The sequence below is a fragment of the Streptomyces lienomycini genome (genome assembly GCF_027947595.1).
Classification (GTDB): Bacteria; Actinomycetota; Actinomycetes; order Streptomycetales; family Streptomycetaceae; genus Streptomyces; species Streptomyces lienomycini.
The window spans coordinates 5,542,223-5,565,183 of record NZ_CP116257.1 but is presented as its reverse complement, the minus strand read 5'-3'; the positions used below and the strand labels follow the sequence as shown (position 1 = coordinate 5,565,183).

Sequence of the window (22,961 nt, the reverse complement as noted above, 5' to 3'; positions counted from 1 at the left end):
CGAGCCCTCCCCAGAGCCGCTTGCCGACGTACCGATGACGGGAGATCTATGACGGTATTGACGATTGAACCCGTATGGCAAGACCTGCCAGCAGGCCTCACATTTTTGTCGGTTTGACCGGCCTCAATGTGACGTAGCGTGCAGTGGAGCGTCAAGGGCGCACTGACGTTCCCGCTGACTTTCGTCCGAATGTGAACGACTGTCAGCCATTCATTGGCATGGACACTTCCAGTCAACGCGCGTAGCTGGTACCACGGTTGCGGCAGAGATCCTGCTAAGGGAGGTTCCATGAGACGTTTCAGACTTGTCGGCTTCCTCGGCTCACTCCTTCTCGCCGGGACCGCGGCCCTCACCGGCGCCGCGACCGCCCAGGCGGCCCAACCCGCCGCCGCCGACGGCTATGTGGCGCTCGGCGACTCCTACTCCTCCGGGGTCGGAGCGGGCAGCTACATCAGCTCCAGCGGCGACTGCAAGCGCAGCACGAAGGCCCACCCGTACCTCTGGGCGGCCGCCCACTCACCCTCGACGTTCGACTTCACCGCCTGCTCCGGCGCCCGTACGGGTGATGTTCTCGCCGGACAGCTCGGCCCCCTCAGCTCCGCCACCGGCCTCGTCTCCCTCAGCATCGGGGGCAACGACGCGGGCTTCGCGGACGTCATGACGACGTGCGTGCTCCAGTCCGAGAGCTCCTGCCTCTCGCGGGTCGCCACCGCGGAGGCGTACGTCGACTCGACGCTCCCCGGCAACCTCGACGGCGTCTACTCGGCGATCCGCAGCAAGGCCCCCAACGCCCACGTCGTCGTCATCGGCTACCCGCGCTTCTACAAGCTCGGCACCACCTGCGTCGGCCTGTCCGAAGCCAAGCGGAAGGCCATCAACAACGCCTCCGACCACCTCAACACCGTCATCGCCCAGCGCGTCGCCGCCCACGGCTTCACCTTCGGCGACGTACGCACCACCTTCACCGGTCACGAGATCTGCTCCGGCAGCTCCTGGCTGCACAGCGTCAACTGGCTGAACATCGGCGAGTCGTACCACCCCACCGCGGCCGGCCAGTCCGGCGGCTACCTGCCGGTCCTCAACGGCGCCGCCTGACCCGGGGCGGGAGGAGCGGACCGGGAGGGGAGGCCCCGCGCGTCGGGGCCTCCCCTCCCGACTGCCCCGGTGGCCCCGCGTGCGGGCGAGCGGGGCACCGCGCGGGAGCGGGTACGTGAGATCGCCCACGTTCTCGCGGCTCGCGGTGGCGGCCCGCTGGTCCGACGGCGGCGACACGCCCCTGACCGCGCCCGGCCCGAGCCGCTCCGCCACCTCACTGGCGGTGACGGTCGGGCCGGACGGGGGGCCGGTCCGACCGTCACCGGAGTCGAATGTCCAACTCGCCCTGGAACCTTCCGTATTCGGAGAGTAATCGTCAACCCCCTTACGGGGAAGGTGAATCCTGTGACCGCGATACACGCATGCCGTACCGGGGCGATAGGGTTACCCTGCCCGGGCCGGGTGGACTCGTACGGGTGGGGAGTGACATGGAACAGATAACGGTGCGCAGCAGGGCAAGGGTCCCTGCGATCACCTGCGGCAGCAGCGCGACCAGCTCGCGTCTCGACCGTCATCTCGCGGTGCTCGGAGGGCCTGCCCTCCCGCAGCGGGAGACCGTGGAGGCGACGTCGTTGATGCGTGAGCTGACCGCGCGTGAGCCCGCGCACAAGCGCAGCAGCAGGGGCATCCGGGTGCGCCGGGTCTCGCTGTTCGCGCCGCTGCGTCGACTGCGTCGCTCGCTGTTCGGCGGCAACTGAGGCCCGCGCTCCGGCGGTCACACCGTCCCGGCGCGGCGCCGCGGCACTCGTCCGTCATCCCCACGGCACGCAGCGGCGCCCCGGTGTGCCCCCCGAGCGCGGGTGACCCCCGCACGTACGCCCGTATCCGTACGCCCGGCTCTCGTACGCCCGCCCCGCACGTCCTCCCGCCTTCCCGTCCCGCTCAGCGGCCCCCGTGCGCGTACCGGCGTACGGCGAGCGGGACGAACACCACCAGCAGCACCGCGCACCAGGCCAGCGACCCGGCGACCGGATGCGCCACCGGCCAGGCCGCCCCGTCCGGCACGGGAGCGTTGCCGAAGAGGTCCCGCAGTGCCGTGGTCACCGCGCTGATCGGATTCCACTCCGCCACCGTGCGCAGCCAGCCCGGCAGGCCCCCGGTCGGGATGTACGCGTTGGACAGCAGCGGAAGGATGAAGGTCGCGCCGCCCAGTTGACCGGCGGCCTCCTCGTTCCGGGTGAGCAGCCCCAGGTAGATCCCGATCCACGTCGTCGCGAACCGGAACAGCAGCAGCAACCCCACCGCGCCCACCGCGCCGAGCGCGCCGCCCTCCACCCGCCAGCCCACCGCGAGCCCGACCAGCAGCAGGGGCACCGTCCCGGCGGCCGTGACGACCACGTCCGCGACCGACTGCCCCAGCGGCATCGCCGCCCGGCTCACCGGCAGGGTGCGAAGCCGGTCCGTCACGCCCCGGTGGGTGTCCTGGGCGGCCTGGAACATGCCCGTCATGATGCCGTTCGCGGCCGTGGCGACCAGCAGCCCCGGGACCAGGAAGGCCCGGTACTCCTCGCCCGGCATCGCGAGCGCGCTGCCGAAGACGTACCCGAAGAACAGCAGCATCGTGATCGGCATCGTCTGGGTGAGGATCAGCAGACCCGGGTTGTTCCGCAGCCGCCGCAGCTGGCGTCCCAGCATCGCCGCGCCGTCGTACGCCAGGCCGTGGGCCATCGTGCTCATGCCGCCAACTCCTTGGTGCCGCCGCTGTCGCCGCTGCCGCCGTTGTGATCACCGCTGACGCCACCGCCGCTGTCGCCGGTCAGGCGGAGGAAGACGTCGTCGAGGGTCGGCGGACGCAGGCTCGCGTCCAGCAGCGGCACGCCCGCCGCGTCGAGTTCGCGCACCAGGCGGGGCAGGGTGAGCGTGGGGTCGGTGCTGACGGCGCCGACGGTGCGCCGGTCGGGGTCCAGCGCCGGCTCGACGCCGGTGAGGCGGTCCAGGACCGCCGCCGCCCGGGCCAGCTCGTGCCCGTCCGCGACGACGGCCTCCGCGTAGGACCCGACCAGCGCCTTGAGTTCGGCCGGCGACCCGGTGTGCGCCACCCGGCCGCGGTCCACCAGGGCGATGTCGTCGGCCAGCCGGTCGGCCTCCTCCAGGTACTGCGTGGTGAGCAGCACGGTCGTGCCCTCCTCCTTCAGGGCGCGCACGGCCTCCCAGACGCGGTTCCGGCTGGCCGGGTCGAGCCCGGTCGTCGGCTCGTCCAGGAACAGCACGTCGGGGCGCCGCACCAGACTCGCGGCCAGGTCGAGACGGCGTCGCATGCCGCCCGACAGGGTGGAGGCCGGCCGGTCGGCGGCGTCGGCCAGACCGAAGCGGTCGAGCAGCGCGTCGGCCCGCCCGGCCGCGTCCCGCACCCGGTGCAGCCGGGCGAACAGGCGCAGGTTCTGGCGTCCGGTGAGGTCCCCGTCCACCGACGCGTACTGCCCGGTCACCCCGATCCGGCGGCGGACCGCGGCCGCCTCGCGCACCAGGTCGTGCCCGGCGATCCGCGCCGACCCCGCGTCCGGTCGCAGCAGCGTCGTCAGCAGCCGCACCGCCGTGGTCTTGCCCGCGCCGTTCGGCCCGAGCAGTCCGCAGACCGTGCCCTCGGCCACCGCGAGATCCAGACCCCGCAGCGCGCGCACGGCCCCGAAGCGTTTCTCCAGACCCTCACTAAGTACAGCGTACGTAGTAGTCATGGGACGACCATAGCGCACTACGTACGCTGTACGTAACTAGGATGGAGGCCGAGGTGATGCACGATGGCGGGCCGAGCGGCCGTACCCGAAGTGATCTGGTCGCGCCCCGAGCGCACCGGCCGCGGCCCGAGGCCCGCGTACACCCGCGCCGACATCGCCGCCGCCGCGGTGCGGATCGCCGACGCCGAGGGCCTGGACGCGGTCTCGATGCGCCGCGTCGCCGGCGAGCTGGGCTGCGGCACCATGTCGCTCTACAACTACGTCCCCCGCAAGGAGGACCTGTACGAGCTGATGATGGACGCGGTCAGCGGCGAGCACGAGCTGTGGGAACCGAGCGGCGACTGGCGCGCGAACATGATCCGGGTCGCCCACCAGACCCGCGCCCTGATGCACCGCCACACCTGGCTGCCCCGCCTGATGTCCCCGGTCTACGGCTTCAGCCCCAACGCCCTGCGCTACCTCGAACACTGCCTGGCCTGCCTCGACCCCTTCGAGGCGCCCTACGGCACCAAGATGGAGCTGGTGGCGATGGTGAACGGCGTGGTGACGACGTACGTGAGCAACGAGATCGCCACCGCCGAGCGCACCCGCTCGCTGCCCTGGTCCGAGGAGCAGGAGAACGCGACACGGATCGCCTACCTCGGCCGGCAGGTCGCGAGCGGGAACTACCCGCGGCTGGCGGCGTCCTTCGCCGAGGACGCCGGACCGATCGACCTGGAGGGCGTCTTCGAGCGGGCGCTGACGCGGGTGCTGGACGGGTTCGCCTGAGGCCGAGGCCAGGGCCCCGGCCCGGCGCCACTCGCCACCGCGCCTCCGGGGGCCTACAGCAGCGCCAGCTGACCCTCCGGGCCCTCCTCGCGGCCGTCCAGGACGGAGGCCGGGCGACGGGCCGACGGAGGTACGGGCAGCACGCCGGCCGCCCGCAGCTCGGTCGCGGTGATCTCGTCGGTGACCGTCAACTCCCGGCACCGGCTCCGCACTTCGGCGAGGAGCGCGAGTACCGTGATCAGCTCCAGCAGCTCGGACGTCCAGGTCTGCGGCCAGCCGGACGGACGGACCGCCGACAGCGTGCCCGGCTCGCCCTCGGCCGTGCGGGCCGCGAACCACTGCTCGACCACCCGGACCCCGCCCACCTCGAAGTCCCAGGCGCCGGGCGGCACGGGGGAGACGCGGCCCTCGTCGAGGAAGAGCGCCTCCTCGTCCCGGTCGTAGCGCAGGGTCAGCGGGCGCCGGGGCAGCGGGGCGCGGACGTACGGGCGGCGCCCGCCGGGCAGTTTGGGGCGCTCTCCGTCGCGCCGCATCAGCCACAGCGCGCGCCGGCCCAGTCCGACGCCGCGCTCCCACAGCTCGGGGTCCGCGGTGAGCGGGACCAGCGAGCCGGGCCGCACGGCCGCCACCGACCAGGCGAGCACGTCCGGCGGGCCGGGGCGCACCCCGAGCCGGGCGGTCAGATGGTCCAGGAGGCCCGGGGCGAGGTTGGGCTCCGCACCGCCGGGTCGGCGGTGCAGCGGCCGGATCCGGGCGGGGCCGAACAGCGGCAGCAGCGAGGTCGCGAGCAGCAGCGGCGGACCGGCGGCAGCCGGGGCCTCCACCACGAACACCTGCCGCTCGTCCGCCACCCGCCACAGCTCCGGGCGGGCCGCGTCGATCAGCCGGTGGTCGGGAATCAGCCACTGCTCGTCGAACGGCGCCCGCAGCACCCGCACCGGCTCCGCGGACGGGCCCGAGGCGCGCGCCAGCCGCCCGGTGCCCCCGGCGCCGCCCGGCAGCCGCCCGACCGCCGAGTCCGGGGTGCGCGAGCGGGTCGGCTCGAACAGGGCCGCGCGCTCCGGCCCCTCGGCCTTCACCAGGGCGTCCCAGCGGGCCTTCAGGGACGCCGCGTCGGGAGCCGCCGGCCACCCCCGGCCGAGCCGCGGCGGTGCGACGGACCACGGCATGAGGTCCGCCAGCGGCGGAGCGTCGTCGTGCGTCACGCCGGGCATCGTACGACGGGGCGGCGCGGCCTCACGTGGCGTCCAGGGTGACCGTGAAGGAGAAGCGGTCGCCCCGGTAGTGGATGACCGCCACGTCGAGCACCCGGCCCGCGGTGTCGTAGGTGATGCCCGTGTAGTGCAGGATCGGGCTGAGCAGCGGCACCCGCAGCAGCCGCGCCGTCTCCGGGTCCGCGAGCCGGGCCTCCACGGTGTCCGTGATCCGGCTGATGTCCACGCCCACCACGTCCCGCAGCACCTTCGTCATCGGCCACCGGACGAGGTCGTCCGCGTCGATGCGCGCGGCCAGCTCCGGACGGACGTAGTTGCGGGCGTGGTTGGTCGGCTCGCCCGTCTTCTCGTCGCAGCGCAGCCGGTGGTACATGGCCAGCTCGGCCAGCTCCGGGAAGAACTCGGTGAGGGCGGAGGGCACGGCGGCGGGGCCGTGGTCCAGCAGCTCGGCCTTCATGCCGGACTGCTGCGCCACGATCGCGTCCACCGAACCGAGCAGCCGCACCGGGGCGCCCCGCCGGGCGTGCGGCTCGATGAACGTGCCCCGCCGGCGATGGCGGGTGATCAGCCCCTCGTCCTCCAGCTCCTTCAGCGCCTGCCGCATGGTCAGCACGCTCACCCCGTAGTGCCCGGCCAACTGCTCCTCGGTGGGCAGGCGCAGCGGGTCCCGGGGCGAGCGGCCCAGTATCGAGGCGCGCAGCGACTGCGACACCTGGTACCAGAGCGGCAGCTTGCGGTTGAGGACGACGGAGTCCGGGGCGAAGGAGGTCACGGGTCATCCGTACCGGTAGGGGAAACCTCAGTGCAAGGGGCGGAAGTGCCGCTCCAGGCCCTGCCAGACGTCGTCGTAGCGGGGTTGCAGGTGCTCGGCGCGGGCCGCCTGGGGCGTGAGGGTCACCGGCCACCGGGTCTCGAACATGAACGCCAGCCCGTCGTCGATCCGCTGCGGCTTCAGCTCCGCCGCGCTCGCCCGCTCGAAGGTCTCCCGGTCCGGGCCGTGCGCCGACATCATGTTGTGCAGCGAACCGCCGCCCGGCACGAAGCCTTCCGCCTTGGCGTCGTAGGCACCCTCGATCAGGCCCATGTACTCGCTCATCACGTTCCGGTGGAAGTACGGCGGACGGAAGGTGTCCTCGCCCACCAGCCAGCGCGGCGCGAACACCACGAAGTCCACGCCCGCCAGACCCGGCGTGTCCGACGGGGAGGTCAGCACCGTGAAGATCGACGGGTCCGGGTGGTCGTACGAGATGGTGCCGATGACGTTGAAGCGGCGCAGGTCGTAGACGTACGGCACGTGGTTGCCGTGCCAGGCGACGACGTCCAGCGGGGAGTGGTCGTACTCGGCGGTCCAGAGGTTGCCGCAGAACTTGTTGACCACCTCCACCGGGCCCGTCGTGCTCTCGTCGTCCTCGTACGCGGCGACCGGCGCGTGGAAGTCCCGCGCGTTGGCCAGGCCGTTGGCGCCGATCGGGCCGAGGTCCGGGAGCCGGAAGGGGGCGCCGTAGTTCTCGCAGACGTAGCCGCGGGCGTCCGCGTCGAGCAGCTCCACGCGGAAGCGGACCCCGCGCGGGATCAGCGCCACGTGCCCCGGCTCGGCGTGCAGCAGCCCGAACTCGGTGCGCAGCAGCAGGCCGCCGCGCTCCGGGACGATCAGCAGCTCGCCGTCCGCGTCGCTGAAGACGCGCTCCATGGACGCGGTGGCGTGGTACAGGTGCACGGCCATGCCGGTGCGCTGGGTCGCGTCGCCGTTGCCGCCGAGCGTCCACAGCCCCTCGACGAAGTCCGTGGCGGGTCCGGGCACCGGCAGCGGGTTCCACCGCAGGCGGTTCGGGTCCGGCACGGCCTGGTTGAAGGGCGCCGTGCGGATTCCGCCGTTACCCGAACGGGTGAACGCGGGGTGCGCGGCCGACGGGCGGATCCGGTACAGCCACGAGCGCCGGTTGTGCGCCCTCGGCTCGGTGAACGCCGTGCCGCTCAGCTGCTCCGCGTACAGGCCCAGCGGCGCCCGCTGCGGCGAGTTCCGGCCCTCGGGCAGTGCGCCCGCGACGGCCTCCGAGCTGTGCTCGTTGCCGAAGCCGGACAGGTAGGCCAGCCCCTCCGCGGTCTTCCGCGCGTCCCCGCTCATTGATCGCTCCCTCGCAACCCGATTCCCGCCCGATTCCTATGGCACACCGTAGGATTGCGGTTTCCCGTGCGCAAGGGGGCTCAGGAGGACTTCCCCGCTCCGCGCGGGTTCTCCCCGTTCGGCCCGTTCCTTCTTGGTCGTCCTCCCGGAGGATGACCGGAACCGGACCCCCGGGGGATCCGGAGTGTCGGACCGGTGTTCTAGTCTCACGTCATGTCGTGGACGCGGGGAGTGGTCGCCGTGCTCGCGGTCTGTGTCCTGTTGTTGACGGGGTCCGCGGGCTGCGGCTCCGGTGGTGCGGGTGAACCGGAGGGCGGGGATTCGGCCACGCCGGTCGGCAGGCTGCTCGACGCCACCGACGAGGAGGGCCGCCGCTACCGCGAGGTGGACGCCGACCGCGCGCCCGAGGTCGGCATCGAGGTGCAGCCCGAGGCCGACGACAGCTGGGACGTACGCCTGACCGTCCGCGACTTCCGGTTCTCGCCCGCCGGTACGGAGGCGAAGGCGGTGGCCGGCCGCGGCGTCGCCCACCTCCTCCTCGACGGCGACCCCCTGACCACCCTGCGCGGCCCCAGGTACCGCATCGCCGCCGACCTGGTCCCGCGCGGCACCCACGAGGTCACGGTCCGCCTGTACGCCGACGACGGCACCGTCTGGGCCGTCGACGGCGAGCCCGTCGAGAGCACGGCGGACGTCACCGCGTCGGACGCGGAGCCGACCGGGGCCACGCAACCGGAGGAGATCGGGAGCGCGACGGCCACCGAACCCGCGGCGGACCGGTGAGCACGGCCACCGCCTCCTCCCGGCGCCGAGGGCACCGCGCCGGCTCCGCCCTCGGCCGGGGGCGCGCGGTGGACGCCGCCGCGCCCGCGCCCGGGGTGGGCGGCGGCCCCGGAACAGGCCGCCGGTTCCCGCGGGGCGCCCCGGACCGTACCGGAGGCGGCGGTTCCCCCGGCCGCGCGGGGAGGGCATCATGAGCACCGTGTCCCCAGCGACCCCGCTCCGCCGCGCCCCCGTGCAGCGACGCAGCGCCGAACGCCTGGCCCGCATCCTCGACGCCTGCGCCGACCTGCTCGACGAGGTCGGGTACGACGAGCTGAGCACCCGGGCCGTGGCCGTGCGCGCGGGCGTCCCCATCGGCTCGGTGTACCGCTTCTTCGGCAACAAGCGGCAGATGGCCGACGCCCTGGCCCAGCGCAACCTGGAGCGCTACGCGGAGCGCGTGACCGAACGGCTGACGGAGACGGACTCGGGGCCGGACGGCGGCGGCTGGCGCGGCGCCCTGGACGCCGTGCTCGACGAGTACCTGGCGATGAAGCGGACCGCGCCCGGCTTCTCCCTGATCGACTTCGGCAACCAGATCCCCGTCGGCGACCGCCACGCCGTCCCCAACCACCGTGTGGCCGAGCGGCTGACCGAACTGCTCTCCGGCTACCTCGGCCGCAGCCCCGACGAGGACCTGCGCCGCGTCTTCCTCGTCGCCGTGGAGACCGCCGACACCCTCGTCCAACTCGCCTTCCGGGTCGCACCGGACGGCGACGAGAAGATCATCGAGGAGGCCCGGGAGCTGCTGCGGGCCTACCTGGGCCGCGTCCTCGACTGACGGCGGACCGTCCGCACCGCTCCCCGAAACCGCGCTTCCCGAACCCACCGCCCAGGCCCTCCCGTTGCTAGAGTGATCACGCGTTTGGGTCGGGGCTTGGGGGGCGCGATGGCTCGAGTGGTCTGCATCCACGGGATCGGCCAACAGCACACGGGTGAGCGAGAGTTGCACCGGTTCTGGCACCCCGCGATCAGCGACGGACTGCTGCGCGCCAGGGCCCCCTTCACGCTCGGCGAGGACGACGTGCGCTGCGTCTTCTACGGCGACCTCTTCCGCCCGCCCGGCCGCACCCTCGCGCTGGCCGACCCCCCGCTCGGCGCCCCGGACGTCGCGGCGGGACTGGAGCGGGACCTGCTGCTGGCCCTGTGGGCGGAGGCGGCCCGCACCGACGAGGCGGTGCTGCCGCCGGACGCCCGCACCCTGGCCCGCACCCCGCGCACCGTCCAGCGGGCCCTCAACGCGCTCGGCCGTTCCCGGTTCTTCGCCGGGATCGCGCTGCGCGCCATGGTCCTCGACCTGAAGCAGGTCCGCGCCTACCTGTGCGACCCGGACGTCCACGAGGCGGTGCAGCGGCGGGTCGCCGACGCGGTGACCGACCGCACCCGGGTCGTCGTGGGCCACTCCCTGGGCAGCGTCGTCGCCTACGAGGCGCTGTGCGCGCGCCCCGACTGGCCGGTGCGTTCGCTGCTGACGGTGGGGTCACCGCTGGGCATCCGGCCCCTCGTCCACGACCGGCTGCGCGCCGGTGCGCAGGGCCGGCCCGGTGACTGGCCGGGAAGCGTCGAGCACTGGACCAACATCGCGGACGAGGGCGACGTGGTCGCCCTGGTGAAGGACCTGAGGCCGCTGTTCGGCGACCGCGTCCGCAGCCACCTCGTGCACAACGGCGCCCGCGCCCACGACGCCACCCGCTACCTCAACACCCCGGAAGCCGGCCGGGCGGTCGCCGACGGCTTCGGCCCCGCGGACTGAGACACGATGACGGGCGCGGTCACGGCACCGGGGACACACGGCGCGCACACCGGAGCGCCGGCCGACGGCGGGACGTCCGCGCCCGCCGCCCGCCGCTTCCTCATCGCCGCCGCCGTCACCGACGTACGCGCGCACCCCGAGGCCGCCCGTCCGGAACTCACCGAGGACGTCCGGCGGATCACCGACCTCTTCGTCGGCGAACTCGGCTACCGGACCGCCCTGGACCTCGGCCCCCACCCGACCCGGCGGCAGCTCACCGAGGCGCTGCGCGCCTTCGCCACCGACCCCGACCGCCGCCCCGACGACTACGTCGTCCTCTACTTCGCCGCCCACGGCATCACCGACGAGGACAGCGGACGCCACTACCTCCTCCTGCACGACAGCGACGCCGCCGACCCGTACGGCACCGCCCTGCCCACCGAGGACCTGGTCGGCGGCGTCTGGAACGGGACGGCCGTCGAGCGGCTGCTCGTCCTGATCGACGCCTGCTACGCCGAGGAGGGCGCGGACAAGGCGCTCCACGGCGCCCTGGACGCCCGCCGCTTCCGCGAGCCGGTCACCGAGCACGGCACCACCGGCCTGGTCCTCGTCTCCTCCTCCCGCCGCAAGGAGGAGACGTACACCGGTGCCCTGTCGACCGCCTTCGACCGGGCCGTCCGCGCCCGCGCCACCGCGGGCAACGCCCCCGCCCACATCAGCGTCGAGCACGTCATGGCCGCCATCCGCAGCGACCCCGAGGTCCCGGCGGCCCAGCGCCCCGGCTGGTCCCTGTCCCACGCCACCGGCGGCATCCCCGCCTTCCTGCCCAACCCCCGGCACGTCCCGGACTCCGACGGACTCAAACTGGACGAGATCGACCGCATCGTCGCCCTCGCGGCCCGGGAACGCGAAGCCCGCGACCAGGACATGCGCTCCTTCTTCCTGCCCCGGGCCCGCGGCACCGACGTGGTGACCGACGACGTCTGGGACTTCACCGGCCGGCACGCGGCGCTCGGCGACATCAGCGCCTGGCTCGACCCGCGCCGGACCGACGAACGGCTCTGCGTCGTCACCGGGGACCCGGGTTCCGGGAAGTCCTCCCTGCTCGGCATGGTCGCCGTGCTCACCGACCCGGAACGCGCCGCGGCCGTGCCCCGCGCGGGCCTCCCGCCGCTCCTGCCCCGCCCCGGCGACGTCGACGTGCGCGTCAACGCGAGCCACCTCTCCACCCGGCAACTGCTCGACGCCCTGGCCGCCGCCGCCGGCTGCGCCGCCGCCTCCCTCGGCGCGCTCACCGCCCACCTCCAGACCAGGAAGACCCCCCTCGTCGTCCTCGTCGACTCCCTCGACGAGGCACTGGCACCCCACGAGACCGTCGGCGAACTCGTCGTCCCGCTCACCGACCCCGAACGCAGACTGCCGCTGCGCCTGCTGGTCGGCGCCCGCCCGCACATCGCCGCCCGGCTGCCCGACGACGCGCCCCGCGTCGACCTCGACTCCGAGCGCTACGCCGACCCCGGCGCCGTCCGCGCCTACACCCGCAAGCTGCTGCGCACGCCCGGTTCCGTGCTGGAGGCCGCCGGGGACGCTCTGGTGGACGCGGTCGCCGAAGCCGTCGCCGAGGCCGCGGGCCGCTCCTTCCTCGTCGCCCGCATCACCGCCCGCACCGTCGCCCGCGAGTCCCGCCCGCCCGACCCCGGCGACCGGCGGTGGCGCGAGGAACTGCCCCGGCTGCCCGGCGAGGCCATGGAACGCGACCTGGAGCAACGCCTCGGCCCCCGCGCCGCACAGGCCCGGGACCTGCTCCTCCCGCTCGCCTACGCCCAGGGCGCCGGACTGCCATGGGCGGGCGTGTGGCCACGCCTGGCCGGCGCGATCACCGGCACCCCGTACGGCGACGAACACCTCGTGTGGCTGCGCCAGGAGGCCGGTTCCTACGTGGTGGAGAGCGTGGAGAGCGGCGGATCGGTGTACCGGGTCTACCACCGGGCGCTCATCGAGTACCTGCGCGAGGGCCGGGACGCGGCCCGGGTGCAGCGCACGATGACCGAGGCCCTGCGCACGGTCGAGCACCCGTACGTGCGGCAGTACCTCGCGCTGCACGCCGCGGAGGGCGGAGTGCTCGACCCACTGGTGCAGGACGCGGAGTTCGTCCTGTCCGCCGACCCCGGGCAGCTGCTGGCCGCCCTGCCCGCGCTGCGCACCGCGGAGGGGCGGCGGGCCGGGCAGGCGGTGCGGGACATGGAGACGGAGCTGCGGGCGCGGGCCGGGAGCGGGGCCGACCCGTCGGCGCGGGCCCGGCTGCGGCTGGCCGCGGTGTGCCGCCGGGCGGGGCGGCTGGCGGACTCGTGCGACACGGGGGAGGGCGAGCTGCCCTGGCGGGCCCGGTGGGCGGCCTGGGATCCGCACGGGGGCGGGCGGCGGTATCCCGGGATGTACATCGGGGAGACGGGGGTGGTGGTGCCCGGCGGTTCCCAGGGGCCCCGGTACCTGGAACTGGAGTCGACGCGCGGGCCGTGGTGGTACGACCTGGACGAGGGCGACCGTCACCCCGCCCACCGGGAGAAGGAGGCGGACCACCGCTACTTCCGGGGCCTCACCGCGCCCCCGCAGCTCCCCGGCCTCGCCGCGGCGTGGTCCTACGACACCTACCTCGACCTGGCCCGGCGCGAGGAGACGAAGCGGCGATTCACGCGTCTGCTGCACGTCTGGCGCGGGCGGGAGAGCACCATCTGGGTGCTGCCGGCGGACGACGAGGGCGAGGAGGGCTACGAAGGGCGGCCCCTGCGGTCCGTGGATCAGCTGGTGCTGCTTCCCGGCCGGCGCACGCCCGACGAGCCCGCCGTGGCGGTGGTGCGCCTGAACGACGGACGGGTCCGCGTCTACCAGCTCGGCTCCGCGCCGCACTACCCGCCGCTGACCCGCGGACAGCGCCGCTCGCTCTTCGAGTTCCAGATCCGCGAGTGGGAGGAGCGGGCGCACTGGCGCAGGGCCGCCCTCTCCGCCACCCTCCTGCCCGCCGACGTGGGGGCCCGCGTCACGGCGTGCGCCGCCCCGTCCGGGCTTCCCCCGCGGACCGTACTGCTGGGCTGCGAGGACGGCCGGGTCGTCCTGCACGGGACCGACGACCGAACGACCCGCTCCGTGGTGCGCACCGGCCACGACGGCCCGGTCGTCTCCGTCGACCTGGTGCCCGGCCATCCGCAGCGGCTCGTGGTGACCACCGGCGAGGACGGCACCGTACGCCTCTCCTCGCTCTCCCGCGGCGAGCCCCTTCGCACGCTCCTGACCAGCCCGTACGTCACCGTTTCGGCCGCGGTGCACCGCGTCGGGCGGCAGTGGGTCGTCGCCGCGGTGACCACCGACGGGCAACTGCACCGGATCGACCTCGACAGCGGCCGTCCGGTCGGCCTGCCGCTGCGGGTCGACCCGGGCGCGCGGGTCAGGGTGGCCGCCTTCGACCTCGGACCGGTCGCCTGCGTGTCGGTCGAGGGCGGGGCCCGCGGGCTCCAGCTCCACGACCTCCTCACCGGGGACCGGATCGGCGGCCAGGAGCTGCGGCACTCGGCCGACGCGGTGTGCCGGGCGGGCACCACGGTCTGCGTCGGCGGCTCGGACGGCGTCGTGCGGTTCTGGCCCACCGCCTACGCGGCGGACTCCACCCGGATCACCGCCCACCACGGGGGCGTGCTGGCCCTCGGGGAGGTCCGCGGACCGTCCGGCGCCCCCGCTGTCGTCAGTGTCGGCAAGGACCACGAGATCCGCTGCTGGGACCCCGTACGCGCGCACGAACTGTGGCGCCGGCGGGTGCTCGACCCGGGGCTGTGGCAGTTCCCGCTGATCGGCTGCGCCACCGTCGGACACACCGCCGACGGCCGCGACCTCGTCGCCACCGGAGAGTACGGAGGCCGGGTCCGGGTGCTCGTCCTGCGTGACGGACTGCCCGTCGCCGAGCAGGAGTTCACCGTCCCCGGCATCGTCACCGCGCTGACCGCCGGACGCGTCCGGGACCGGGACGTGGTCGTCGCCGGCACCGACTCGGGGCGGCTCGTCTGCTGGGACGCGGGCGCCGGGCGGAGCTGGGCGTGCGGCCCGGTCCCGGACCGGCCGGCGTGGATCACGGCCCTCGCCCTGTCCCCGGACGGTTCGGGACGGCTCGCGGCGGGGGACCACGACGGATCCGTACGGGAGTGGTCGCTGCCCACCTGCCGGCCCCTCGGTCCGCCCCGCCGGGCGCACCGCGCGGCCGTCACCGCCCTCGCCCACCTCGGGACCCGGTTGTTCGGGTTCGGCACCGACGCCCGGCTGGTGTCGTACGAGGACGGCTGGGAGCGCCGCATGCCGCAGAGCGGCACCTCGCTGCACGCGACGGACGACGGCCTGCTGTGCGGGGACGAGACGGGGAACGTGTGGCGGGTGCGGGACACGGCCGACGGCCGCCTGGTCGAGGAGGCCCTGGACGCGGTGCGGCGGGTGTCCGCCGTGGCGGTGGTGGCGCGGGACGGAGCGCCGGTGGTCGTGGTCGGGGGCGCCGACGGGTCGCTCCAGGTGCGCGAGGCGGAACACGGCGAGGTGGTCCGCCGGCTGCGGCCGGTCGACGGCGCCGACGTGGAGCAACTGGCCGCGGTCTCCTGGCGGTCACCCGGACGGGAGCCGCGCCCCCTGCTCTTCGCCCGCAGCGGCAACGGCCTGCTGGAGTACTGGGACTTCGGCTCGGGGGACCCGGTGCGCGCGGCGGGCCGTCCGCTGGCGACACCCGTGCCCCACCAGCGGGAAGGGGCGCGGCTCGCGGTGGTGCCGGACGACACCGGTGCGCAGTCCCTCCTGTCGCTCGTGCCGTGGGACGAGGCGGACCCCTGGGCCGCCGACTCCTTCGTGGACGGGCGGGTGTCCGTCCACGACGTCGCCCGGGGACCGATCGCGCACCAGCCCTGTTCCGCCTACGACGACGGGAAGACACGCCTCGGGGGCCCGCTCCGCGCGGTGCGGTGCGCCGGGCGGCTGCTCGTCTTCGCGCCCCTCACCGACGACGTGGTGCGGGTCCTGGACACGACGACCCGGCGCTGGGCGCTGCTGCGGCTGCCCGACGAGGGGCTGGTCGACGTGTTCGCCCTGCCCGGGGAGGGCGGCGACGCGCTGCTGGTGGTGGGCCAGGCGTGCACCAGGATCGTCCCGTGGGAGGCGTTCCGTGCCCGTTTCGCGTCGTCCGGCGAGACGCCCGCCCCGCACCACCCGGCCGGCTCGCGCTCCCCGCTGCGGCGCCCCGTCCCCCCGCCGCCGGTCACCCACGAGCACGAGACCCCGCTGTGGGGCGACTTCGCCGCCCTCCTGCCGGGCGGAGACGCCTACGCCCTGGCGTCCCACCGGCACCTGGCCGTCGTCGGCACCCGCACCGGCACCGTGCACCGCGCCCTGGAACTGCCGTCCCCCTGCACCGCCCTCGCCGCCGGCCCGCACGGCGAACTGGCCGTCGGCACGCGCAACGGGCCGATCCTCTTCGACTGATCCCGACAACCCCTCCCCACCATGCATACCGGTCGGTATGCTCACCCGGGACGAGCGTCACCGCCGCCCCCCGGGAGGACCCGTGCCCCGCACCGCCCTGCGTATCTGCCCCCTGTGCGAGGCCACCTGCGGCCTGACCCTCACCGTCGACGGCACCTCGGTCACCGCCGCCCGGGGCGACCGCGACGACGTCTTCAGCCGGGGTTTCATCTGCCCCAAGGGCGCCTCCTTCGGGGCCGTCGACTCCGACCCCGACCGGCTGCGCACGCCGCTGGTGCGCAGGGGCGGCACGCTGCGCGAGGCCACCTGGGAGGAAGCCTTCGACGCGGTCGCCGCCGGTGTCCGGCCGGTCGTCGAGCGGTACGGGCCGCACTCCGTCGGCGTCGTCCTCGGCAACCCCAACGTCCACACCGTGGCCGGTGCCCTCTACCCGAACGTCCTGCTCGGCGCCCTCGGCAGCCGGAGCCTCTTCACCGCGTCCACGCTCGACCAGATGCCCAAGCACGTCTCCAGCGGGCTCCTCTTCGGCGACGCGAACGCCATCCCGGTGCCCGACCTCGACCGCACCGACCACCTCCTGCTCATCGGAGCCAACCCGCTGGAGTCCAACGGCAGCCTGTGCACCGCCCCCGACTTCGCGGGCCGGCTCAGGGCGCTGAAGGCCCGCGGCGGCACCCTCACCGTCGTCGACCCGCGCCGAACCCGCACCGCGAAGCTCGCCGACCGGCACGTGGCGATCCGCCCCGGCGCCGACGCGCTGCTGCTGGCCGCGATGGTCCACGTGCTGTACGAGGAGGACCTGGCCGACCTCGGCGCACTCGCCCCGCACGTCGAGGGCGTCGCCGAAGTCCGCGACGCCGTACGCGACTTCACCCCCGAGTCCGTCGCCGCCGCCTGCGACGTGGACGCGGACGTGACGCGCGCCCTCGCCCGCGAACTCGCCGCCGCCCCCACCGCCGCCGTCTACGGCCGCATCGGCAGCTGCACCGTCCCGCACGGCACCCTCGCCAGCTGGCTCGTGGACGTCCTCAACATCCTCACCGGCAACCTCGACCGGCCCGGCGGCGCCCTCTTCCCGCAGGCCGCCACCGACCGCACCCCGCGCCCCGCCGGACCCGGCCGCGGGTTCGCGCTCGGCCGCTGGCACTCCCGGGTGGGCCGGCACCCCGAGGCGAAGGGCGAACTGCCGCTGTCCGCCCTCGCCGAGGAGATCGACACCGCCACCGGCGCGGGCGAGCCCGTCCGCGCGCTGCTCACCATCGCCGCCAACCCCGTGCTGTCCGCGCCCGACGGCGACCGGCTCGACAAGGCGCTCGGCTCGCTCGACTTCATGGTGAGCGTCGACCCCTACCTGGGCGAGACCTCGCGCCACGCACACGTCGTCCTGCCGCCGCCCCCGCCGGCCCAGAGCCCGCACCACGACTTCGCCCTCAACACCCTCGCCGTGCGCAACCAGGTCCGCTACACCCGCCCCGCGGTCCCGCTGGAGCCCGGCAGGATGGCCGAGACGGAGATCCTCGCCCGGCTGACCCTGGCCGTCACCGGCATGCACGGCGCCGACCCCGCCGCCGTCGACGCCACGGTGATCGAGCAGACGCTCGCCAAGGCCGTACGGGAGCCGCACTCACCCGTGCACGGCCGCGACCCCCGCGCACTGGCCGCCCTGCTCACCGGCGAGAACGGCCCCGAGCGGCGCCTCGACCTGATGCTGCGCCTCGGCCCCTACGGCGACGGCTTCGGCGCCCGACCGGATGGGCTGACCCTCCAGCGGCTCCTCGCCCACCCGCACGGCATCGACCTCGGCCCGCTGCGCCCGCGCCTGCCGCAACCGCTCAAGACCCGCAGCGGCAAGGTGGAGCTGCTGCCGGGACCGATCGCCGCCGACCTGCCGCGTCTGCGGCGGGCCCTGGACGCACGCCCCGCCGGGCTCGTCCTCGTCGGGCGCCGCCACCTGCGCTCCAACAACAGCTGGATGCACAACATCCCCGCCCTCACCGGCGGTTCCAACCGCTGCACCCTCCACCTGAACCCCGGCGACGCCGAACGGCTGGGCGTGCGCGACGGGCAGCCCGTGCGGGTGAAGGGCGCCGGGGGAGCGGTCACCGTCCCCGCCGAGGTCACCGACGCGGTCCGGCCCGGCGTGGTCAGCCTCCCGCACGGCTGGGGCCACGACCGGGCCGGCACCCGCCAGACGCACGCCGCGACCGATCCAGGCGTCAACGTCAACCAGCTCCTCGACGGCAGCGCGCTCGACCCGCTCTCCGGCAACGCCGTCCTCAACGGCGTTCCCGTCGAGCTGACCCCGACGCCCGCGCCGATCGACGCAAAGCTGTGACCTGGAGTTTTGCGCTTATTGCTCGCATGTCAACGTCTTGTTAACGCGGCTTGACGGCACCTAACGTCGCTCGCACCGCCTGCCCCGGTGGGAATGTTCAAGGGCGAACGTTAGGTACTCACTCATGCTGACCATCCTCGGCTTCGCCATGATCGCGACCTTCCTGGTCCTGATCATGATGAAGAAGATGTCGCCGATCGCGGCGCTCGTGCTGATTCCCGCGCTGTTCTGCGTGATCGTCGGCAAGGGCGCCCATCTGGGCGACTACGTCATCGACGGCGTGTCCAGTCTCGCCCCCACCGCGGCGATGCTCATGTTCGCGATCGTCTACTTCGGGGTGATGATCGACGTCGGGCTCTTCGACCCGATCGTCCGGGCCATCCTGAGGTTCTGCAAGGCCGACCCGATGCGCATCGTCGTCGGCACCGCGCTGCTCGCCGCGATCGTCTCGCTGGACGGCGACGGCTCCACCACCTTCATGATCACGGTCTCGGCGATGTATCCGCTGTACAAGCGGCTGAAGATGAGCCTGGTCGTCATGACCGGCGTCGCCGCCATGGCCAACGGCGTGATGAACACGCTGCCCTGGGGCGGCCCCACCGCCCGTGCCGCCACCGCGCTGAAGGTCGACGCCACCGACATCTTCGTCCCCATGATCCCGGCCCTGGCCGTCGGTCTCGTCGCGGTCGTCGTCCTGGCGTACGTGCTGGGTCTGCGCGAGCGCAGGCGCGTCGGCACGCTGTCCTTGGACGGGGCGCCCCAGCCGGAGCCGGAGACCGAGACGGTGCTGGTCGGCGCGGGCACGGGCGCCCGGGCGGGCGGTGCCGGAACCGGTGCCGCCCACGGTGGACCGGCCTCGGGCGGCGCGGGCTCGGGCGGCTTCGGCGGCGCCGGCGACCCGGCGGGTTCCGACGGCCGGGACGAGGAGAGCGAGGACGACTTCAAGGGCCTCGACCCGAACCGGCCCACCCTGCGTCCCAAGCTGTACTGGTTCAACGCACTGCTCACGGTGGCGCTGCTCACCGCCATGATCATGGAACTGCTGCCGATCCCGGTGCTCTTCCTGATCGGCGCCGCGCTCGCCCTCACGGTGAACTTCCCGCACATCCCGGACCAGAAGGCCCGCATCGCGGCCCACGCCGACAACGTCCTCAACGTCTCCGGCATGGTCTTCGCCGCCGCCGTCTTCACCGGCGTCCTCACCGGCACCGGCATGGTCGACCACATGGCCAACTGGCTCGTGGACACCATCCCCGACGGCATGGGCCCGCAGATGGGCCTGGTCACCGGCCTGCTGAGCCTGCCGCTCACCTACTTCATGTCCAACGACGGCTTCTACTTCGGCGTCCTGCCGGTGCTCGCCGAGGCCGGCCAGGCGCACGGCGTGTCGTCGCTGGAGATCGCCCGCGCCTCGATCGTCGGCCAGCCGCTGCACATGTCCAGCCCGCTCGTCCCCGCCGTGTACGTCCTGGTCGGCATGGCCAAGGTCGAGTTCGGCGACCACACGCGGTTCGTCGTCAAGTGGGCGGTCCTGACGAGCCTGGTGATCCTCGCGGCGGGCATCCTGTTCGGCATCATCTGACCGTCGGATCATCAGAAAGGGACGCGCTCATGGTGCCCGGTGGCAACCGCGGCTGGCTGCTCCGCCTCGTCATCGCCTTCGGCTTCGCGCAGGGGGCGGTGTCGATGGCGCGGCCCGCCGTCTCCTACCGGGCCCTCGCGCTGGGCGCCGACGAGCGGGCGATCGGTGTCATCGCCGGTGTGTACGCGCTGCTGCCGCTGTTCGCGGCCGTCCCGCTGGGCCGCCGCACCGACCACGGGCGCTGCGCGCCGCTGCTGCCCGTCGGCGTGGTGCTCATCGCCGGGGGCTGCGCGCTGAGCGGCGTGGCCGGGTCCCTGTGGTCGATGGCCCTGTGGAGCGGAGTCATGGGGCTCGGACACCTCTGCTTCGTCATCGGCGCCCAGTCACTGGTCGCCCGCCAGTCCGCGCCGCACGAACAGGACCGCAACTTCGGCCACTTCACCATCGGCGCCTCGCTCGGCCAACTGATCGGCCCGATCGCCGCGGGCGCGCTCATCGGCGGCCCCGACATGGCCGGCAGCAGCGCGCTGGCCCTCGTGGTGGCGGGCGCGGGCGCGGCGGTCGCCTTCACGTCCCTGTGGCGCATCGAGCACCCGGGGGCCGCCACGTCCCGTGCGGCACGGGGCGCGCGCGTCCCCGTGGGCAGCATCCTGCGCGCCCGGGGCGTTCCCGCGGGCATCCTGATCAGCCTCTCCGTGCTCTCCGCCACCGACATCCTCACCGCCTACCTGCCGGTGGTCGGTGAGCACCGGGGCATCTCCCCGGCCGTCATCGGCGTACTGCTCAGCCTGCGGGCCGCCGCCACGATCGCCTGCCGGCTCGTGCTGACGCCCCTGCTGCGGCTGCTCGGCCGCACGGTGCTGCTCACGGTCACGTGCCTGATGGCCGCCCTGCTGTGCGCCGGGGTCGCGCTGCCGGTGCCGGTGTGGGTGCTCGCCCTGATGCTGGTCGTCCTCGGCTTCTGCCTGGGCGTCGGCCAGCCGCTGTCCATGACGACCGTCGTCCAGGCGGCACCCGACGCGGCGCGCTCCACGGCCCTCGCCCTGCGCCTGACCGGCAACCGCCTCGGCCAGGTCGCCGCACCCGCCGCCGCGGGCCTGATCGCCGGCGTCGCGGGCGTCGCCGCGCCCTTCGTGATGCTCGGCGCGCTGCTCCTGCTCTCCTCGGGCGTCGCCCTGCGCTCCCCTTCGGCGGGTCCGCCCGGCCCCCGGCGCGGGGCGGTCGGGCAGGATGTCCCGGACCGGGCCGACGACAGCCGGCCGTGTCGGGAAGCGAAGTGACGAACATGATCCTGATCCTTCTGTCAGCCGTCCTGGTCCTCGTCCTCGGCGGCTGCGCCTGCGTCGTGTGGGCGGCCCGCGGCGGCCCGCGCTGGACCCGCGGCGTGTCGAGGGCGACCCTGCTGGCGGGCGAACTGGTGCGCGCGTCCGGCCGTTCCGGCGGGAACCGGAACCGCCGTTCCGGCGGGGACGACTGAGGGAATGCGGACGTCCGCTTTCTCACCAGATGGACATCGCGCCGAGTTGTGGTCCAGCGTCTTCCCCCGGCCGGGCACGGTCCGTTAACTTCCGTGACTCACACGCCCCGTACGACCCGCACGAGGGCGTCCGACCGCGGAGCACCAACGCTCAGTGAGCCCCCGGGGGCACCTCCATGACACGCGCCATCTCCCTGCACGACGTGAGCAAGACCTACACGCGAGGCGTCCGCGTGGTGGACCGGCTGTCGCTGGACATCGCGCCGGGCGAGTTCCTCGTCCTGCTCGGCCCCTCCGGCTGCGGCAAGTCGACCGTGCTGCGCATGATCGCCGGGCTGGAGGAGATCAGCGACGGAGCGCTGACGCTGGACGGCGCGTACGCCAACGACCTGCTCCCGGCCGAGCGGCGCATGGCGATGGTCTTCCAGAACTTCGCCCTCTACCCCAACATGACGACCCGCGGGAACATCGGCTTCCCGCTGCGCGTCGAGGACCCCCAGACCGACCCCGCCCCCCGCGTGGACGCCACCGCCCGCATGCTCGGCATCGAGGACCTCCTCGACCGCCTGCCCGCCCAGCTCTCCGGCGGCGAACGCCAGCGGGTCGCCATGGGCCGGGCCATCTCCCGCCACCCCACCGCCTTCCTGATGGACGAGCCGCTGTCCAACCTCGACGCCAAGCTCCGCAACCACCTGCGCGCCGAGATCACCAGGCTGACCCGGGAGCTGGGCGTCACCACGATCTACGTCACCCACGACCAGTCCGAGGCCATGTCGCTGGGCGACCGGGTCGCCGTCCTGCGCGGCGGGATCCTCCAGCAGGTGGACACCCCGCGCGCCGTGTACGCCCTGCCCCGCAACGTGTTCGTCGCCGCCTTCATCGGCACCCCGCGCATCAACCTGCTGCGCGGCCTCGTGCGCGCCCCCCTGGACGGGGCGATGACCATCAGCCTGGGCAAGCAGTTCCTGCGCCTGCCCGAACCGCTCTCCCTGGACCACCAGTTGCTCCGCGTGCAGCAGGGCCGCGAGGTGATCGTGGGCCTGCGCTCGGAGGCCGTGCGGATCGCCGACCCGTCGTCCGCCCGCCCCGGCGAGGTGCTGCTCACCGGCCTCGTGGAGCACGTCGAGTTCCAGGGCCACGAGGTCCTCGTGCACTTCAACACCGGTTCGCGGCCGGCCGTCGTGCCCGACCTGGAGGCGCCGCGCCCCGCCGTCCGCCCGGAACGGCGCCGTCGCCGCGACGGCACGGTCCTGGAGCGGTTGCGGGAGCGGGCGGGCGCCCTGCGCGCCGGACCGGTGGTCGTCCTGGACGAACCCCCCGAGCCGCCGCCCGCGGTCGCCGCCCCCGACGGACGCCTCCCCGGCGACCTGATCGTCCGGACCACCCCCGACATGGACCTCCGCCACGGCATGCAGGTGCCCCTCCTCGTCGACCTCGCCCGCCTGTTCGTCTTCGACCAGCACGGCGACCGGATCTGCCCCGCCCCGGCGCGACTGCCCGACCTGGACGAGTGATCCCGCCCCGATCCCGCACGCCGGGAGGGTGACCCGCGCCACCATCGGGGGAGCCCCTGGTGCCGTAAAACTATCGGCGCTAGTTTGGGGTCGGACGACGAGGCCCGCCCGGAGGGA

General features: G+C 74.2%; 17 protein-coding genes. 12 read left to right on the top strand and 5 right to left on the bottom strand.

All coding sequences use genetic code 11. From position 1 onward, the window contains the following. The first annotated feature begins 288 nt into the window (after positions 1–288). Together BJ961_RS25350 and BJ961_RS25340 are read left to right on the top strand one after the other, a co-directional pair. Positions 289–1,095, top strand: coding sequence for an SGNH/GDSL hydrolase family protein (locus BJ961_RS25350; protein WP_271415099.1), 807 nt, complete (start codon positions 289–291; stop codon positions 1,093–1,095). Between the two features lie 428 nt (positions 1,096–1,523). Then, the gene (locus BJ961_RS25340; RefSeq protein ID WP_271415098.1) at positions 1,524–1,793 is read left to right on the top strand and encodes a hypothetical protein; all 270 of its coding nucleotides are present in this window, start codon (positions 1,524–1,526) and stop codon (positions 1,791–1,793) included. Positions 1,794–1,977: 184 nt separating this feature from the next. On the opposite strand, the gene BJ961_RS25335 is transcribed toward BJ961_RS25340, so the two are convergent. Both BJ961_RS25335 and BJ961_RS25330 read right to left on the bottom strand, forming a co-directional pair. Then, positions 1,978–2,772, bottom strand: coding sequence for an ABC transporter permease (locus tag BJ961_RS25335; RefSeq protein WP_271415097.1), 795 nt, complete (start codon positions 2,770–2,772; stop codon positions 1,978–1,980). After that, positions 2,769–3,770 carry an ATP-binding cassette domain-containing protein gene (locus BJ961_RS25330; RefSeq protein WP_271415096.1) on the bottom strand — a complete coding sequence of 334 codons (1,002 nt, stop codon included), beginning with the start codon at positions 3,768–3,770 and terminating at the stop codon, positions 2,769–2,771. The genes BJ961_RS25335 and BJ961_RS25330 overlap by 4 nt, the downstream gene beginning before the upstream one ends. 63 nt (positions 3,771–3,833) lie before the next feature. Here BJ961_RS25330 and BJ961_RS25325 point away from each other — a divergent pair, with 63 nt between their 5' ends. After that, on the top strand, positions 3,834–4,538 hold the full coding sequence (locus BJ961_RS25325) for a TetR/AcrR family transcriptional regulator (protein ID WP_271415095.1): 705 nt from the start codon (positions 3,834–3,836) through the stop codon (positions 4,536–4,538). Between the two features lie 53 nt (positions 4,539–4,591). Here BJ961_RS25325 and BJ961_RS25320 read toward each other — a convergent pair whose 3' ends face one another. From BJ961_RS25320 to hmgA, 3 genes are read right to left on the bottom strand one after another with little or no spacing between them, the layout of a single operon-like run. Then, positions 4,592–5,752 carry a type ISP restriction/modification enzyme gene (locus tag BJ961_RS25320; protein WP_271415094.1) on the bottom strand — a complete coding sequence of 387 codons (1,161 nt, stop codon included), beginning with the start codon at positions 5,750–5,752 and terminating at the stop codon, positions 4,592–4,594. Positions 5,753–5,774: 22 nt separating this feature from the next. Continuing rightward, on the bottom strand, positions 5,775–6,524 hold the full coding sequence (locus tag BJ961_RS25315; protein ID WP_271415093.1) for a GntR family transcriptional regulator: 750 nt from the start codon (positions 6,522–6,524) through the stop codon (positions 5,775–5,777). A gap of 27 nt (positions 6,525–6,551) precedes the next feature. Continuing rightward, positions 6,552–7,877, bottom strand: a complete 1,326-nt coding sequence (gene hmgA / locus BJ961_RS25310; RefSeq protein ID WP_271415092.1) for a homogentisate 1,2-dioxygenase — start codon at positions 7,875–7,877, stop codon at positions 6,552–6,554. A 213-nt stretch (positions 7,878–8,090) separates the two neighbouring features. On the opposite strand from hmgA, the gene BJ961_RS25305 reads away from it, so the two are divergent. The 9 genes from BJ961_RS25305 (at position 8,091) to BJ961_RS25265 (ending at position 22,844) form a co-directional block, all read left to right on the top strand. Then, complete coding sequence (locus BJ961_RS25305; protein ID WP_271415091.1) at positions 8,091–8,660, top strand: hypothetical protein; 570 nt, start codon at positions 8,091–8,093, stop codon at positions 8,658–8,660. 190 nt (positions 8,661–8,850) lie between these two features. Next, positions 8,851–9,480, top strand: coding sequence for a TetR/AcrR family transcriptional regulator (locus BJ961_RS25300; protein WP_271415090.1), 630 nt, complete (start codon positions 8,851–8,853; stop codon positions 9,478–9,480). 108 nt (positions 9,481–9,588) lie between these two features. Next, positions 9,589–10,452: a hypothetical protein gene (locus BJ961_RS25295; RefSeq protein WP_271415089.1), complete on the top strand. Its 864-nt coding sequence runs from the start codon at positions 9,589–9,591 to the stop codon at positions 10,450–10,452. A 6-nt stretch (positions 10,453–10,458) separates the two neighbouring features. Next, the gene (locus BJ961_RS25290) at positions 10,459–15,936 is read left to right on the top strand and encodes a caspase family protein (RefSeq protein WP_271415088.1); all 5,478 of its coding nucleotides are present in this window, start codon (positions 10,459–10,461) and stop codon (positions 15,934–15,936) included. 82 nt (positions 15,937–16,018) lie between these two features. Further along, positions 16,019–18,271: a molybdopterin-dependent oxidoreductase gene (locus BJ961_RS25285; RefSeq protein ID WP_271415087.1), complete on the top strand. Its 2,253-nt coding sequence runs from the start codon at positions 16,019–16,021 to the stop codon at positions 18,269–18,271. Positions 18,272–18,395: 124 nt separating this feature from the next. Continuing rightward, a complete protein-coding gene (locus tag BJ961_RS25280) occupies positions 18,396–19,853 on the top strand; it encodes a CitMHS family transporter (RefSeq protein ID WP_271415086.1) in 1,458 nt (485 codons plus the stop codon). A gap of 29 nt (positions 19,854–19,882) precedes the next feature. After that, on the top strand, positions 19,883–21,133 hold the full coding sequence (locus BJ961_RS25275; RefSeq protein ID WP_271415085.1) for an MFS transporter: 1,251 nt from the start codon (positions 19,883–19,885) through the stop codon (positions 21,131–21,133). A gap of 5 nt (positions 21,134–21,138) precedes the next feature. Then, the gene (locus BJ961_RS25270) at positions 21,139–21,330 is read left to right on the top strand and encodes a hypothetical protein (protein WP_271415084.1); all 192 of its coding nucleotides are present in this window, start codon (positions 21,139–21,141) and stop codon (positions 21,328–21,330) included. Positions 21,331–21,506: 176 nt separating this feature from the next. Further along, the gene (locus BJ961_RS25265; RefSeq protein ID WP_271415083.1) at positions 21,507–22,844 is read left to right on the top strand and encodes an ABC transporter ATP-binding protein; all 1,338 of its coding nucleotides are present in this window, start codon (positions 21,507–21,509) and stop codon (positions 22,842–22,844) included. The last annotated feature ends 117 nt before the right edge of the window (positions 22,845–22,961 follow it).

Bases quoted from the DNA above. Each gene is read 5' to 3' on its own strand.
- BJ961_RS25350 (WP_271415099.1), top strand. From the start codon at position 289: ATGAGACGTTTCAGACTTGTCGGCTTCCTCGGCTCACTCCTTCTCGCC.
- BJ961_RS25340 (WP_271415098.1), top strand. From the start codon at position 1,524: ATGGAACAGATAACGGTGCGCAGCAGGGCAAGGGTCCCTGCGATCACC.
- BJ961_RS25335 (WP_271415097.1), bottom strand. From the start codon at position 2,772: ATGAGCACGATGGCCCACGGCCTGGCGTACGACGGCGCGGCGATGCTG.
- BJ961_RS25330 (WP_271415096.1), bottom strand. From the start codon at position 3,770: ATGACTACTACGTACGCTGTACTTAGTGAGGGTCTGGAGAAACGCTTC.
- BJ961_RS25325 (WP_271415095.1), top strand. From the start codon at position 3,834: ATGGCGGGCCGAGCGGCCGTACCCGAAGTGATCTGGTCGCGCCCCGAG.
- BJ961_RS25320 (WP_271415094.1), bottom strand. From the start codon at position 5,752: ATGCCCGGCGTGACGCACGACGACGCTCCGCCGCTGGCGGACCTCATG.
- hmgA (WP_271415092.1), bottom strand. From the start codon at position 7,877: ATGAGCGGGGACGCGCGGAAGACCGCGGAGGGGCTGGCCTACCTGTCC.
- BJ961_RS25305 (WP_271415091.1), top strand. From the start codon at position 8,091: ATGTCGTGGACGCGGGGAGTGGTCGCCGTGCTCGCGGTCTGTGTCCTG.
- BJ961_RS25300 (WP_271415090.1), top strand. From the start codon at position 8,851: ATGAGCACCGTGTCCCCAGCGACCCCGCTCCGCCGCGCCCCCGTGCAG.
- BJ961_RS25295 (WP_271415089.1), top strand. From the start codon at position 9,589: ATGGCTCGAGTGGTCTGCATCCACGGGATCGGCCAACAGCACACGGGT.
- BJ961_RS25290 (WP_271415088.1), top strand. From the start codon at position 10,459: ATGACGGGCGCGGTCACGGCACCGGGGACACACGGCGCGCACACCGGA.
- BJ961_RS25280 (WP_271415086.1), top strand. From the start codon at position 18,396: ATGCTGACCATCCTCGGCTTCGCCATGATCGCGACCTTCCTGGTCCTG.
- BJ961_RS25275 (WP_271415085.1), top strand. From the start codon at position 19,883: ATGGTGCCCGGTGGCAACCGCGGCTGGCTGCTCCGCCTCGTCATCGCC.
- BJ961_RS25270 (WP_271415084.1), top strand. From the start codon at position 21,139: ATGATCCTGATCCTTCTGTCAGCCGTCCTGGTCCTCGTCCTCGGCGGC.
- BJ961_RS25265 (WP_271415083.1), top strand. From the start codon at position 21,507: ATGACACGCGCCATCTCCCTGCACGACGTGAGCAAGACCTACACGCGA.